Raw genomic sequence first — 14418 nt, 5'->3', positions numbered from 1 at the left:
TGCACTGAAAAATGGCACATTGACGCACCTGCCCCTGTGCACCCATCCGCTGTACGGAAATTCTCATGGCTATCAGTAACGCAACGACCGGCGCGACGTCGGCATCCGCGACTCCTCAAAGCAGCCCGTTGGTCATGCGCATCATCGGCGCGGTGGCGCTGGCGCACTTGATCAACGACCTGATCCAGTCGGTGCTGCCGTCGATTTATCCAATGCTCAAGGCCAACTACGGCCTGACATTCACTCAGGTCGGCTTGATTACGCTGACCTTCCAGCTGACGGCTTCGCTGCTGCAACCCTGGGTCGGTTACCACACCGATCGCCATCCAAAACCATGGCTGCTTCCGGCCGGGACCGTTTGCACATTGATCGGGATCTTGATGATGTCGGTGGTTGGCAGCTTCCCGATGATTCTGTTGGCGGCGGGCCTGATCGGTATCGGCTCGTCGACGTTCCATCCGGAAGCCTCTCGTGTGGCACGGCTGGCGTCGGGCGGGCGATTCGGGCTGGCGCAGTCGACCTTTCAGGTCGGTGGCAATGCCGGCTCAGCCTTTGGCCCGTTGTTGGCGGCGGCGATCATCATTCCTTTCGGTCAGGGCCATGTGGCCTGGTTTGGATTGTTCGCCGTGTTTGCGCTGTTCGTGCTTTATCGGATCAGCCGCTGGTACGCCAACCACTTGAGCCTGTTCAAGCTCAAGCAAGGTCAGGCGGCGACCCACGGCTTGTCGAAGGGCAGGGTGATCAGCGCGCTGGTGGTGCTCGGGCTGCTGGTGTTCTCCAAGTATTTCTACATGGCGAGTTTCACCAGTTACTTCACGTTCTACCTGATCGAGAAGTTTGACCTGTCGGTGGCCAGTTCCCAGATGCATCTGTTCCTGTTCCTGGGCGCAGTGGCCGCGGGGACCTTCTTCGGTGGGCCGATCGGCGACAAGATCGGGCGTAAAGCGGTGATCTGGTTCTCGATCCTCGGCGTGGCGCCGTTCACATTGATCCTGCCTCACGTCGATCTGTTCTGGACCAGCATTCTCAGTGTGGTGATTGGCTTCATCCTCGCCTCGGCGTTTTCGGCGATCGTTGTGTATGCGCAGGAACTGGTGCCGGGCAATGTCGGGATGATTGCTGGCGTGTTCTTCGGGCTGATGTTCGGTTTCGGCGGGATTGGCGCGGCGCTGCTTGGGCATTTGGCAGATCTGCGCGGCATCGAATACGTGTACTACCTGTGCTCGTTCTTGCCGTTGTTTGGCGTACTGGCGATCTTCCTGCCAAGAACCAAAAAGCCCTGAACATTCACACCGTCCCCCTGTAGGAGTGAGCCTGCTCGCGATGGCGGTCTAACCTTCAGCGAAGGTGGTGACTGAGACACCGCTATCGCGAGCAGGCTCGCTCCCACAGGTGTTCGGTGGTGTGGCGGATAAATATTTCAGGCACAAAAAAGCCGCGTATAAACGCGGCTTTTTCGTGTGCGGCTGCTTCGTTCTGAAAACTTAGACGTTGAAACGGAAGTGCATCACGTCGCCGTCTTTAACGATGTAGTCCTTGCCTTCCAGGCGCCATTTACCGGCTTCTTTGGCACCGGCTTCGCCCTTGTACTGGATGAAGTCGTCGTAGGCGATGACTTCGGCGCGGATGAAGCCTTTTTCGAAGTCGGTGTGGATCACGCCAGCGGCTTGTGGCGCGGTGGCACCGACGCGGACGGTCCAGGCGCGGACTTCTTCGACACCGGCAGTGAAATAGGTCTGCAAGTGCAGCATTTCGTAGCCGGCGCGGATCACGCGGTTCAGGCCAGGTTCTTCCAGGCCCAGGGCCTCGAGGAACATGTCTTTCTCTTCACCGTCTTCGAGTTCGGCGATTTCGGCTTCGATCTTGTTGCAGACCGGAACCACCATCGCGCCTTCTTCTTCGGCGATGGCCTTGACGATGTCCAGCAGTGGGTTGTTCTCGAAACCGTCTTCAGCGACGTTGGCGATGTACATGACCGGCTTGGTGGTCAGCAGGTGGAAGCCGCGAATCACCGCCTTGTCGTCGGCACCCATGTTCTTCATCAGCGTGCGCGCTGGTTTGCCGAGGGTGAAGTGAGCGATCAATTGCTCCAGCAGGCCTTTTTGGACTACGGCGTCCTTGTCACCACCCTTGGCATTTCGGGCGACTTTCTGCAGTTGCTTCTCGCAGCTGTCGAGGTCGGCGAAGATCAGTTCCAGGTCGATGATCTCGATGTCGCGTTTCGGGTCGACGCTGTTGGAGACGTGAATCACGTTCTCGTCTTCGAAGCAGCGGACCACGTGGGCGATGGCATCGGTTTCACGGATGTTGGCGAGGAACTTGTTGCCCAGGCCTTCACCTTTCGAGGCGCCAGCTACCAGGCCCGCGATGTCGACGAACTCCATGGTGGTCGGCAGGATGCGCTTTGGATTGACGATAGCAGCCAGGGCTTCCAGGCGCGGATCCGGCATCGGCACGATACCGGTGTTCGGCTCGATGGTGCAGAAGGGGAAGTTCTCGGCCGCGATCCCGGATTTGGTCAGGGCGTTGAACAGGGTGGACTTGCCGACGTTAGGCAGGCCGACGATGCCGCAATTGAATCCCATGGTATTTCCCCGATGAGTAAGAGTCAGGCCTTCTGGCTGTGCAGGTTTTTCATCGCGCGGTTCCATTCCCCGGCGAGGATATCCGGCAGCACGCCGAGGGCAAAGTCGATGCTGGCATCGAGTTTTTCCTGTTCGGCGCGTGGCGCACGACCCAGGACGAAATTTGAAACCATACTGGCTACGCCCGGGTGGCCAATGCCAAGCCGCAAGCGGTAGAAGGTATTCTGATTGCCCAGTTGCGCAATGATGTCGCGCAACCCGTTGTGACCGCCATGTCCGCCGCCCTGTTTGAGTTTGGCAACGCCGGGAGGCAGGTCGAGTTCATCGTGCGCCACGAGGATTTCTTCAGGCTTGATGCGAAAGAAGCCTGCAAGTGCCGCGACGGACTGGCCGCTGCGGTTCATGTACGTGGTGGGAATCAACAGACGAACATCCTGACCCTGATGCGAAAAGCGTCCGGTCAGGCCGAAATATTTGCGATCGGCCACAAGGTTGACACCTTGTGCGTTCGCGATGCGCTCAACAAAAAGGGCCCCTGCGTTATGCCGGGTCTGTTCGTATTCAGCGCCTGGATTTCCCAGGCCAACGATCAGTTTGATGGCAGTCACGATAGGGGCCCTTTCCTGGAGTGGTGGATAACATTGCCGCGATCAGTGTGCGGCGAAAGTGGACGACAAGTGCTCATTTACCATTATGTAAACTTCGCGTTCTCGCCCGCTTTCTCGCTACGCTCTAGTCCGCGATGTTTCCGGTCACTCCGGCGAACAGAGTGAAATTACTCTGCTGCGCCTTCTTCGGTAGCTTCTTCTGGAGCAACACGTGGAGCGTGGACGTTGGCAACAGCCTTGTCATCACCGTGTGCCAGAGCAACAAACTCAACGCCTTTAGGGGCTTTGAGGTCGGACAAGTGAATGATCGAACCGATTTCGGCGTTAGCCAGGTCGACTTCGATGAATTCAGGCAGGTCTTTCGGCAGGCAGGTCACTTCGATTTCCGAAACAACGTGCGAAACTTCGCCGCCTTTCTTGATCGGAGCTTCTTCGCCAACGAAGTGTACAGGCACGATAGCGGTCAGTTTCTGGCCAGCTACAACGCGTACGAAGTCAGCGTGCAACACGTGGCCTTTGGCCGGGTGACGCTGCAGAGCCTTGATGATTACGTTTTGCTTGGTGCCACCAACGTTCAGCTCGATGATGTGGCTGTAAGCCGCTTCGTTTTCGAGCAGTTTGGCAACTTCTTTAGCCAGCATGCTGATGGATTCAGGGGCTTTTTCGCCACCGTAAACTACAGCTGGAACCAGGCTTGCGAGACGACGCAGGCGGCGGCTCGCACCTTTCCCCAGGTCGGAACGCACTTCAGCATTCAGAGTAAATTCGTTCATGTTGTATCTCCAAAATAACCACATTCGCCCCAGCGTTTGCGACCAGCGCTAAAGGCGATATGGGCAAAAAAGCCCCGCCCCGACAGGAATGCCGGGGCGGGGCGCTTTTCGTCAACGAGATGGTCGAGAAGGGCAGGGCCCTTAACGGAACATCGCGCTGATCGATTCTTCATTGCTGATGCGGCGAACCGCTTCGGCAACTACCGGCGCGATATCCAGTTGACGGATACGCGAGCAGGCTTGTGCAGCTGCGGACAACGGGATGGTGTTAGTCACCACCAGTTCATCCAGCATGGAATTTTCGATGTTTTCGATCGCCCGACCGGACAGCACAGGGTGTGTACAGTAGGCGAAAACCTTGGCAGCGCCATGCTCTTTCAAAGCCTTTGCCGCATGGCACAGGGTGCCGGCGGTATCGACCATGTCATCGACCAGAATACAGGTACGCCCTTCGACATCACCGATGATATGCATCACTTCAGAGTGATTGGCTTTCTCACGGCGTTTGTCGATGATCCCGAGATCCACGCCCAGGGATTTGGCAACAGCACGTGCACGCACGACGCCACCAATGTCCGGGGACACGATCATCAGGTTTTCGAAGCGCTGATCTTCAATGTCATCCACCAGAACCGGGGAGCCGTAGATGTTATCTACCGGAATATCGAAGAAACCCTGGATTTGGTCAGCATGCAGATCAACCGTGAGAACACGGTCGATGCCGACTACGGTAAGCATGTCAGCAACGACTTTCGCGCTGATAGCCACACGTGCGGAACGCGGACGGCGATCCTGACGGGCATAACCAAAGTAAGGAATAACAGCAGTGATACGAGTAGCCGAGGAGCGGCGGAAGGCATCAGCCATCACTACCAGTTCCATCAGGTTATCGTTGGTCGGAGCGCAAGTCGGCTGAATAATGAAAACATCTTTACCGCGGACGTTTTCATTGATCTCGGCTGTAATTTCGCCGTCGGAAAATTTTCCAACAGAGATGTCACCGAGAGGGATATGCAGCTGACGTACAACACGCCGAGCCAGATCGGGGTTAGCGTTCCCCGTAAAGACCATCATCTTGGACACGCGCAGTACCTGAAGGCTGAGGGTAACCTGGATGAGTATAGGAAAATGGCAGGGGCGGCTGGATTCGAACCAACGCATGGCAGGATCAAAACCTGCTGCCTTACCGCTTGGCGACGCCCCTGTATCTGTTGCAACGATTACCCAGTAATCGATTCCTTTAGAGCAGATTTTGCAGCTTGCGATGCAACATCGAAATGTTGCTTCCCTTTGCTACAAACCCTGTAAGGGTCTCTGTAAGAAGGGCCGAGACTTTATCAGCTTCAGCTTTGCTTGGGAAGCCCCCAAACACACAACTTCCAGTTCCGGTGAGTTTTGCTTCGGTAAATTTACCTAACAAATTCAAAGCGTTACGTACATCTGGATAACGCCTTGCTACCACCGGTAAGCAGTCATTTCGACTGTTTCCCTTGGGAACGGGGCGCACTTTAATGGGAGAAGAGTTACGTGTCAACAACGGATCTGAAAAAATTTCTGCTGTACTTACAGAGACTTGCGGCACAAGCACGAGATACCACGGTTCTTCGGGGTCCACAGGGGTCAGTTTCTCCCCCACGCCCTCGGCGAAAGCCGCGTGTCCACGCACGAAAACCGGGACGTCCGCGCCCAGCGTCAGGCCCAAGGCGGCCAGCCGATCCTCATCCCAACCCAGTTGCCAGAGATGGTTGAGGCCCAGCAAAGTTGTCGCGGCATTTGAACTGCCGCCACCGATGCCACCGCCCATGGGTAATATTTTTTCGATCCAGATGTCGATCCCGAGCGAACAACCGGATTGCTCCTGAAGTTTTTTTGCGGCTCGGACAATCAGGTTGCTGTCGTGAGGAACGCCATCGAATTCAGTGTGCAATCGAATCACGCCGTCATCGCGAACGGCAAAGGTGATTTCATCGCCGTAATCGAGAAACTGAAAAATCGTCTGCAGTTCGTGATAACCGTCTGCGCGGCGACCGAGGATGTGCAGCATCAGATTGAGTTTGGCCGGGGAGGGCAGGGTCAAGCGAGGAGCTGTCATGTTCACTGCCCCAGTTTGCGTGGTTGCCATTCCTTGATCACCAGCGTGACATCAAGGTCGGTGCCGTGCAGTTTGATCCGCTCGGGCAGCCAATAGCCGTTTTGTTCGGCGTAACTGAGGTACTCCACCTGCCAGCCATCTTGCTGGAGATTGGCCAGGCGGCTGTCGGCATCCAGTGTCAGCTGACTTTTGCTGTCCGGGGCCGGGAGCCCGCGAACCCACCAGGCCAGATTGGACACCGGCAGTTTCCAGCCGAGCTGTTCCTCGACCAGCGCTTCGGGTGTCGTCGCGTCATAGCGACCCTGATTGGCCACTTCCAGCGACACTTTGCCGGGGCGACCGGTCAAGCGAGCTGCGCCTCGACCCAGCGGGCCGGAAAGGCGGATGTCGTAGTAATCCTGTCGCTGCAACCAGTACAGGGTGCCGCTGCCCGAGTCCTTGGGCGCACGGATGCCGATTTTGCCGTTGATCTGCCAGCCATCGAGGCTGGTCAATTGCTGTTTGTATTGGCGCCATTGGGCCGGGTTGCCTTGACCCTGGACCGATTCGCGGGCGCCGAAGCCCGCGCAACCGGCGAGCAGGGCAATGAAGCTGAAAACGATGAGGTGGCGCAAAAACATAACTTAAAGAGTCTCTGATCCGGTCAGGCGCTTGATGGTACTGCGCAGGGCGGGGCTGTCGGGTTGTTCCTTGAGGAACTTGCCCCAGATTTGCTTGGCTTCGCGTTGCTTGCCGTTGGCCCACAGGACTTCGCCCAGGTGAGCGGCCACTTCCTGATCGGGAAAACGCTCCAGGGCCTGGCGCAGATAACGCTCGGCTTCATCGAGATTGCCCAGGCGGAAATTCACCCAGCCGAGGCTGTCGAGTACCGCCGGGTCTTCCGGATTGATCTGGTGCGCCTGTTCGATCAGGGCCTTGGCCTCGGCGTAACGCGTCGTACGGTCGGACAGGGTGTAGCCAAGGGCGTTCAACGCCATCGCATTGTCCGGATCGCGCTTGATGATCAGTCGCAGGTCTTTTTCCATCTGCGCCAGGTCATTGCGTTTTTCCGCCTGCATGGCGCGGGTGTAAAGCAGGTTCAGGTCGTCCGGGTATTTCTGCAAGGCTTGCTGCAAGACAGTCCAGGCCTTGTCGGGCTGCTTGTTGGCAGACAAGGTCTCGGCTTCGACCAGGTACAACTGAATCGCGTAATCGGGCTGCGCATCGCGCTCCGCCGCCAGGCGTCGCTGCGCTTCGGCAGTCCTGCCGTTGTTGATCAGGATGTCGGTCTGGCGTAACTGCGCCGGCAGGTAGTCATTGCCGGGGCCGACCTTGGCGTATTCGATCAGCGCGCCTTGCGGGTCATTGCGCTCTTCAGCAATACGCCCCAGGTTCAGGTGCGCGGAATCGACGTGGCTGTCCCGGGCGATCAGGTCTTCCAGGTAACCCTTGGCCTCATTCCAGGCCTTGGCTTCCAGGCAGACCAGTGCAAGGGAGTAACGCAGTTCGTCGTCTTCCGGGTATTGCTGAACCAGGCTCGAGAATTCGACCTTCGCGTCATCCATGCGGTCTTGTTCAACCAGCATGCGCGCGTAAGTCAGGCGCAGGCGCTTGTCGTCCGGGTATTTCTTGATGCTTTTTTGCAGCAGCGGCAGCGCTTCGTCGCCACGATTGAGCGATTGCAGCAGGCGCGCGCGCAGCAGGATCGGCGCAATTTCGCCTTCTTCCGGTGGATGGTTTTCCAGCAGGGCCAGTGCGCCCTTGGCGTCACCGTCCTGTTGCAGCAACAGCGCCTTGCCGAAGATCAACTGGCTGTTGTTCGGATGGCGCTGCAGCAAACGGTCAAAACTTTTCATCAGGCCATTGCGCGTGTCCTGGTCGGTATCGGCCGCGGACAGGGCAAGGAAGTCGAAATGCGTGTCGCCCTTGCCTTGCAGGACTTTCTCCATATAAGCCATGGAGTCGTCATAACGCCCGGCGCGAGCCAGTTGCACGGCAGCGGCACGTTGCGCCTCGAGATCGTTGGGGGCGTTTTTCGCCCAGATCAGCGCGGTGTCCAGAGCGGCCTGGTCGGCGCCCAGGTACTCGGCAATGCGGAAGGCCCGCTCGGAGATGCCCGGATCCTGGGTATTGATGGCCTGGGTCACGTAGTTGTCCAGCGCAATGTCGAAACGATTGCGTTGGCCAGCCAGTTCGGCGCTCAGCAGGCTGAAGATGGTTTCTTCACTGAATGAGCTGTAAACCTTGGGCTTTTCAGGGGCTGGAGTGCTGCCTTCGACCGGCGACGTACCGTCCGACGAAACGGGTGCCAAGGCCTGGCAGCCGCTGAGGAAGACAAAAGCGAGGAGCAACGCGGAAGATCTATTCATATAGGAAGAGGACGACTAACCTGCGGTCGGATCATCATGACACAAGCCTTCGGCCAAACATAACCGAGTCTCGAATGAGGCCTTTATAGAGGCGGGTCATTGGGACAATAGTCAGCGGTAGTTGTTCTGGCTCGGTCGAAGTAGGACAATTGCCGGCTTCACGTCACTATCAGCGACCTTGAATGGCCTTCCTTGCACTCGGTATTAACCATAAGACTGCTTCAGTAGACGTCCGCGAGCGCGTGGCCTTTACCCCTGAGCAGCTGGTGGAGGCCTTGCAGCAGCTCTGCCGACTCACCGACAGCCGCGAAGCTGCGATCCTCTCCACCTGCAATCGCAGCGAGCTCTATATAGAACAGGATCACCTTTCGGCTGACATCGTGTTGCGCTGGCTGGCCGATTACCATCATTTGAGCCTCGAAGAGCTGCGCGCGAGCAGTTATGTGCACGAAGATGATGCGGCAGTTCGTCACATGATGCGGGTCGCCTCCGGGCTCGATTCGCTGGTATTGGGCGAACCGCAGATTCTCGGCCAGATGAAATCGGCCTACGCCGTGGCGCGCGAGGCCGGGACCATCGGTCCGCTGCTCGGTCGTCTGTTCCAGGCCACTTTCAATGCGGCCAAGCAGGTGCGTACTGATACCGCCATTGGCGAAAACCCGGTATCCGTGGCGTTTGCCGCGGTCAGCCTGGCAAAACAGATTTTCAGTGACCTGCAACGCAGCCAGGCCTTGCTGATCGGTGCCGGCGAGACCATCACGCTGGTCGCCCGTCACCTGCATGAATTGGGTGTAAAGCGCATCGTTGTCGCCAACCGTACCCTGGAGCGCGCGAGCATTCTGGCCGAGCAGTTTGGCGCTCACGCGGTCCTGCTCTCGGATATTCCGGCCGAACTAGTGCGTAGCGACATCGTCATCAGCTCCACCGCCAGCCAGTTGCCGATCCTCGGCAAAGGCGCGGTTGAAAGCGCATTGAAACTGCGTAAACACAAACCGATCTTCATGGTAGACATCGCCGTACCGCGCGATATCGAGCCTGAAGTCGGCGAGTTGGACGACGTTTACCTCTATAGCGTCGACGATCTCCACGAAGTGGTCGCCGAAAATCTCAAGAGTCGCCAGGGCGCAGCCCAGGCGGCGGAAGAGATGGTCTCGGTGGGCGCCGAAGATTTCATGGTGCGCCTGCGCGAACTCGCGGCGGTCGATGTGCTCAAGGCTTATCGTCAACAAAGCGAGCGCATGCGCGACGAAGAATTGCAGAAGGCCCAGCGCATGCTGGCCAACGGCAGCAGCGCCGAAGACGTGCTGGTGCAAATGGCGCGGGGCTTGACCAACAAACTGATGCACGCACCGAGCGTGCAGTTGAAAAAGCTCTCTGCCGAAGGCCGCCTCGATGCATTGGCCATGGCCCAGGAACTCTTTGCCCTGAATGAGGGCTCATCGGATAGCTTTTCGGATAAGAAACCGCAATGAAAGCGTCACTGCTCAATAAGCTGGACATCCTCCAGGACCGTTTCGAGGAATTGACCGCCTTGCTTGGCGACGGCGAAGTCATTTCCGATCAGAACAAATTCCGCATGTATTCCAAGGAATACGCGGAAGTCGAGCCGATTGTCGAAACCTATAAACAGTTGCTCAAGGTGCAAGGCGACCTCGAAGGCGCCCAGGCACTGCTCAAGGACAGCGACCCGGACATGCGCGAAATGGCCGTGGAAGAAGTCCGCGAAGCCAAGGAGCAGCTGGTCGAACTCGAAGCCAGCCTGCAACGCATGCTGCTGCCCAAGGACCCGAACGACGGCCGTAACGTGTTCCTTGAAATCCGCGCCGGCACCGGCGGTGATGAAGCGGCGATTTTCTCCGGCGACCTGTTCCGCATGTATTCGCGTTACGCCGAACGTCGTGGCTGGCGAGTGGAGATCCTCTCCGAGAACATCGGCGAGCACGGCGGCTATAAAGAAGTCATCGCCCGGGTTGAAGGCGATAACGTCTACGGCAAGCTGAAATTCGAATCCGGCGCGCACCGTGTTCAACGGGTTCCTGCCACCGAATCCCAAGGGCGCATCCACACCTCGGCCTGCACCGTGGCCGTGTTGCCCGAGCCTGACGAACAGGAAGCGATCGAGATCAACCCGGCGGATTTGCGTGTCGATACTTACCGCTCTTCCGGTGCCGGCGGCCAGCACGTCAACAAGACCGACTCGGCGATCCGCATTACACACTTGCCGTCCGGTATCGTCGTTGAGTGCCAGGAAGAACGTTCCCAGCACAAGAACCGCGCCCGGGCGATGTCCTGGCTGTCGGCCAAACTCAATGACCAGCAGACCAGCGCAGCGGCCAATGCCATCGCCAGCGAGCGCAAGTTGCTGGTCGGCTCGGGCGATCGCTCCGAGCGGATCCGCACGTATAACTTTGCCCAGGGCCGGGTTACCGACCACCGGGTCAACCTGACGCTGTATTCCCTCGACGAAATCCTCGCAGGTGGCGTCGATGCGGTGATCGAACCGTTGCTGGCCGAGTTCCAGGCCGACCAACTGGCGGCGATAGGTGAGTAAATGACGATCATTGCCAGTTTGTTGCGCGCCGCCGATTTGCCCGACTCGCCCACGGCGCGCCTGGATGCCGAACTGCTGCTGGCTGCGGCGTTGGGCAAGTCCCGCAGTTTCCTGCACACCTGGCCCGAGCGCATTGTTCCGAGCGACGCAGCGCTGAAGTTTACCGAATACCTGCAACGTCGCCGTGGCGGTGAGCCGGTGGCGTACATTCTCGGCCAGCAAGGTTTCTGGAAGCTTGATCTGGAAGTCGCGCCGCACACACTGATTCCGCGCCCGGACACTGAGTTGCTGGTGGAAGCCGCGCTGGAGCTGCTGCCCGCCACGCCCGCCAAGGTCCTCGACCTCGGCACCGGCAGCGGCGCCATTGCCCTGGCCCTGGCCAGCGAACGTCCGGCCTGGCGAGTCACCGCGGTGGATCGCGTGCTCGAAGCCGTGGCCCTGGCCGAACGCAATCGCCAGCGCCTGCACCTGAACAATGCCACCGTGCTGAGCAGCCATTGGTTCAGCGTCCTGCAAGGTCAGCGGTTTCAACTGATCATCAGCAACCCGCCTTACATCGCCTCGGCCGATCCACATCTGGCTGAAGGTGACGTGCGCTTTGAGCCCGCCAGTGCCTTGGTTGCAGGTGTCGATGGGCTGGATGACCTGCGGTTGATCGTCGACCAGGCGCCGGACCATCTTGAGGCGGGTGGCTGGCTGATGCTCGAACACGGTTACGATCAAGCCACGGCCGTGCGCGATTTGCTGCTGAGTCGTGGTTTCGAAGAAGTCCACAGCCGCACCGATCTGGGCGGTCACGAACGTATCAGCCTGGGGCGCCTGCCGTGCTGAATGATCAGGAATTGTTGCGCTACAGTCGGCAAATTCTGTTGCAACACGTCGACATCGACGGTCAGTTGCGACTCAAGGAAAGCCGTGTATTGATCGTCGGTCTTGGCGGGCTTGGCTCACCGGTTGCGCTGTACCTGGCAGCGGCCGGCGTCGGCGAGCTGCATTTGGCGGACTTCGACAGCGTCGATCTGACCAACCTGCAACGTCAGATAATTCACGACACCGACAGCGTTGGCCTGAGCAAGGTCGACTCGGCGATTCGCCGACTGGCTGCGATCAATCCCGAGATTCAGTTGATCGCCCATCGCACCGCGCTCGACGAAGACTCCCTGGCCGCCGTCGTGGCTGCCGTGGATCTGGTGCTGGACTGCTCCGACAATTTCTCCACCCGCGAAGCGGTCAACGCTGCGTGTGTGGCTGCGCGCAAACCTCTGGTCAGTGGCGCGGCGATTCGGCTCGAAGGGCAATTGTCGGTGTTCGACCCGCGCCGCCCGGAAAGTCCGTGCTACCACTGTTTATACGGGCACGGCAGCGAAGCCGAATTGACGTGCAGCGAAGCCGGGGTCGTCGGGCCTTTGGTGGGGCTGGTTGGCAGCCTTCAAGCGCTGGAGGCGATGAAGCTGCTGGTCGGTTTCGGCGAGCCGCTGGTGGGTCGCCTGTTATTGATCGATGCCCTCGGTTCGCGCTTTCGTGAGCTGCGGGTCAAACGTGATCCGGGTTGCAGCGTCTGTGGTTCGACACATGCGTGAAGCGCCGATCGGCGTGTTCGACTCCGGCGTCGGTGGGCTCTCGGTGCTGGCCGAGATCCAGCGTTTGCTGCCCAATGAGTCTTTGCTGTACGTCGCCGACTGCGGGAATATTCCCTACGGCGAAAAAACCCCTGCATTCATCCAGCAACGCTGCAGCGTCATGGCCGAATTTTTTCAGCGGCAAGGCGCGAAGGCGCTGGTGCTGGCCTGCAACACCGCGACGGTTGCCGGAGTCGCGGACTTGCGGCGCGATTACCCGCAATGGCCCATCGTCGGCATGGAGCCCGCTGTCAAACCGGCCGCTGCCGCCACCCGCAGCGGAGTGGTCGGCGTGCTCGCCACCACCGGCACGTTGCAGAGTGCCAAGTTCGCCGCTTTGCTCGACCGTTTCGCCACGGATGTGCGGGTCATTACCCAGCCATGCCCGGGCCTGGTAGAGCTGATTGAAAACGGCGATCTGCACAGCGAGGCATTGCGCCAGTTGCTGGCCAGTTATGTCGGGCCGCTGCTCGGTGCCGGATGCGACACAATTATTCTCGGTTGCACGCATTACCCCTTCCTAAAGCCGTTGCTTAAGCAGATGATCCCAGAAGACATCAGCCTGATCGACACCGGCGCCGCTGTAGCGCGGCAACTTCAGCGCCTGTTGGCCGAGCGTGATTTGCTCGCTGAAGGGCCTGTTCGTGCCGCACAGTTCTGGACGAGTTCCGATCCGGAACATTTCAGAAATATCTTGCCGATCCTGTGGAATTCGTCTGGTGTTGTGCGAAGCTTTGAGCAGTAACTGAAACGTTGTGGGAACAACGAATAATTGGGGTGAACTTCTGATTAAACGTCGACTTCTATAGCGAGAAGCAACAAAAAAACCATACGACATCGTTCTCAAAAGGATGTTTCTAGTGAAGCGACTATTCTGCTTGGCCGCGATTGCGGCCGCACTGATGGGGCAAAGCATCACCGCGCAGGCGGCAGGCGTGGAGTTCGGGGTCGGGGAGACCGGTAATTCAACCATGACCTATCGGCTGGGCATGCAGTTCGACTGGGACAAGAGTTGGTTGCAAAGTGACGTTGGTCGTCTGACCGGTTACTGGAGTGGTGCCTACACCTATTGGGAAGCCGACAAGACTTCCAACAACAACAGCCTGTCTTTCTCTCCGGTGTTCGTTTACGAGTTTGCCGGCCAGACCGTCAAACCTTATGTCGAGGCGGGGATTGGTGTCGCATTTTTCTCTCATACCAAACTTGATGACAGCAGAATGGGCGAGTCTTTCCAGTTTGAAGACCGGATAGGGTTCGGCTTGCGCTTCGCGGGCGGACATGAAGTCGGGATTCGTGCGACGCACTATTCCAACGCCGGGCTTAATAGCTGGAACGACGGTGTAGAGAGTTACGCGTTGCACTACACGATGCCGTTGTAAGACTCGATGCATTAAAAATGTGGGAGCGAGCCTGCTCGCGATTGCGGTTTAACATTCGACAGAATGTTGACTGGTGAGCAGCCCTCGCGAGCAGGCTCGCTCCCACATTGGACTTCAGTGAATTCGCATCTAGCGATATGCCGTAGTGATCCCTTGGCGTTCTTCGATGCACTCCGGCGCGCCCATCTCGAATTCCCGGCAGATCAGTGGGCGTTTTTCGTAGATCGTGCACATCATGCTGTTGCGATCCAGCGCCGCACACCAGCCGTCATCCAGCCGCAGCATGACTTCCCCACCCCAATCATCGGTATCGATAAAACGTTCAGGCACGCCCGTGTCCGTGATCAGCATCACTTCGAGCTGGCAGCAGCATGCCGCGCAGGTCGAGCATGTGACGGCCGATTCGGCGATTTGCGTGTGGGGAATGGTTTTCATGGCGCGCAGTGTAAGGCAGTGGGGCGAT

Annotated in this window: 15 protein-coding genes and 1 tRNA gene; 7 read left to right on the top strand and 9 right to left on the bottom strand. The window is 58.4% G+C overall.

What is annotated here, in order from left to right; translation table 11 throughout:
- The first annotated feature begins 65 nt into the window (after positions 1-65).
- Entirely contained in the window at positions 66-1283 is a 1218-nt protein-coding gene (locus K5K95_RS03845) for an MFS transporter (protein WP_222588435.1), read from the top strand.
- 201 nt (positions 1284-1484) lie between these two features.
- On the opposite strand, the gene ychF is transcribed toward K5K95_RS03845, so the two are convergent.
- The 8 genes from ychF to K5K95_RS03805 all read right to left on the bottom strand — a co-directional run bounded on the left by ychF (position 1485) and on the right by K5K95_RS03805 (position 8406).
- Positions 1485-2585, bottom strand: coding sequence for a redox-regulated ATPase YchF (gene ychF / locus K5K95_RS03840; RefSeq protein ID WP_010458288.1), 1101 nt, complete (start codon positions 2583-2585; stop codon positions 1485-1487).
- 23 nt (positions 2586-2608) lie between these two features.
- Positions 2609-3193 (bottom strand): aminoacyl-tRNA hydrolase, encoded by a 585-nt coding sequence (gene pth, locus K5K95_RS03835; protein WP_222588434.1) that lies wholly within the window; start codon positions 3191-3193, stop codon positions 2609-2611.
- A 167-nt stretch (positions 3194-3360) separates the two neighbouring features.
- The gene (locus tag K5K95_RS03830; RefSeq protein WP_090180081.1) at positions 3361-3966 is read right to left on the bottom strand and encodes a 50S ribosomal protein L25/general stress protein Ctc; all 606 of its coding nucleotides are present in this window, start codon (positions 3964-3966) and stop codon (positions 3361-3363) included.
- A gap of 141 nt (positions 3967-4107) precedes the next feature.
- On the bottom strand, positions 4108-5049 hold the full coding sequence (locus K5K95_RS03825) for a ribose-phosphate pyrophosphokinase (protein WP_003208392.1): 942 nt from the start codon (positions 5047-5049) through the stop codon (positions 4108-4110).
- A gap of 46 nt (positions 5050-5095) precedes the next feature.
- Positions 5096-5170 (bottom strand) — tRNA-Gln (locus K5K95_RS03820).
- Between the two features lie 36 nt (positions 5171-5206).
- Entirely contained in the window at positions 5207-6058 is an 852-nt protein-coding gene (ispE, locus tag K5K95_RS03815; protein WP_222590285.1) for a 4-(cytidine 5'-diphospho)-2-C-methyl-D-erythritol kinase, read from the bottom strand.
- Between the two features lie 2 nt (positions 6059-6060).
- Positions 6061-6678, bottom strand: a complete 618-nt coding sequence (gene lolB / locus K5K95_RS03810) for a lipoprotein insertase outer membrane protein LolB (RefSeq protein ID WP_222588433.1) — start codon at positions 6676-6678, stop codon at positions 6061-6063.
- A 3-nt stretch (positions 6679-6681) separates the two neighbouring features.
- Positions 6682-8406, bottom strand: a complete 1725-nt coding sequence (locus K5K95_RS03805; RefSeq protein WP_222588432.1) for a tetratricopeptide repeat protein — start codon at positions 8404-8406, stop codon at positions 6682-6684.
- Between the two features lie 182 nt (positions 8407-8588).
- Between K5K95_RS03805 and hemA the strand changes: the two genes are divergently transcribed.
- The 6 genes from hemA to K5K95_RS03775 all read left to right on the top strand — a co-directional run bounded on the left by hemA (position 8589) and on the right by K5K95_RS03775 (position 13955).
- Positions 8589-9878 (top strand): glutamyl-tRNA reductase, encoded by a 1290-nt coding sequence (hemA, locus tag K5K95_RS03800; protein ID WP_222588431.1) that lies wholly within the window; start codon positions 8589-8591, stop codon positions 9876-9878.
- Positions 9875-10957, top strand: a complete 1083-nt coding sequence (prfA, locus tag K5K95_RS03795) for a peptide chain release factor 1 (protein WP_208671458.1) — start codon at positions 9875-9877, stop codon at positions 10955-10957. The genes hemA and prfA overlap by 4 nt, the downstream gene beginning before the upstream one ends.
- Complete coding sequence (prmC, locus tag K5K95_RS03790) at positions 10958-11788, top strand: peptide chain release factor N(5)-glutamine methyltransferase (RefSeq protein WP_222588430.1); 831 nt, start codon at positions 10958-10960, stop codon at positions 11786-11788.
- Entirely contained in the window at positions 11782-12537 is a 756-nt protein-coding gene (locus K5K95_RS03785) for a molybdopterin-synthase adenylyltransferase MoeB (RefSeq protein ID WP_222588429.1), read from the top strand. Before prmC ends, K5K95_RS03785 begins: the two co-directional genes overlap by 7 nt.
- A complete protein-coding gene (murI, locus tag K5K95_RS03780; protein WP_222588428.1) occupies positions 12530-13321 on the top strand; it encodes a glutamate racemase in 792 nt (263 codons plus the stop codon). Before K5K95_RS03785 ends, murI begins: the two co-directional genes overlap by 8 nt.
- Positions 13322-13436: 115 nt before the next feature.
- On the top strand, positions 13437-13955 hold the full coding sequence (locus K5K95_RS03775; RefSeq protein ID WP_222588427.1) for an acyloxyacyl hydrolase: 519 nt from the start codon (positions 13437-13439) through the stop codon (positions 13953-13955).
- Between the two features lie 129 nt (positions 13956-14084).
- Here K5K95_RS03775 and K5K95_RS03770 read toward each other — a convergent pair whose 3' ends face one another.
- On the bottom strand, positions 14085-14390 hold the full coding sequence (locus K5K95_RS03770) for a YkgJ family cysteine cluster protein (RefSeq protein WP_208671463.1): 306 nt from the start codon (positions 14388-14390) through the stop codon (positions 14085-14087).
- Between the last annotated feature and the right edge of the window lie 28 nt (positions 14391-14418).

Source organism: Pseudomonas sp. DR48 (assembly GCF_019823085.1).
Lineage (GTDB): Bacteria > Pseudomonadota > Gammaproteobacteria > Pseudomonadales > Pseudomonadaceae > Aquipseudomonas.
Note: the sequence above shows the minus strand (reverse complement) of the source record. Positions and strands in the feature narration are given on the sequence as shown.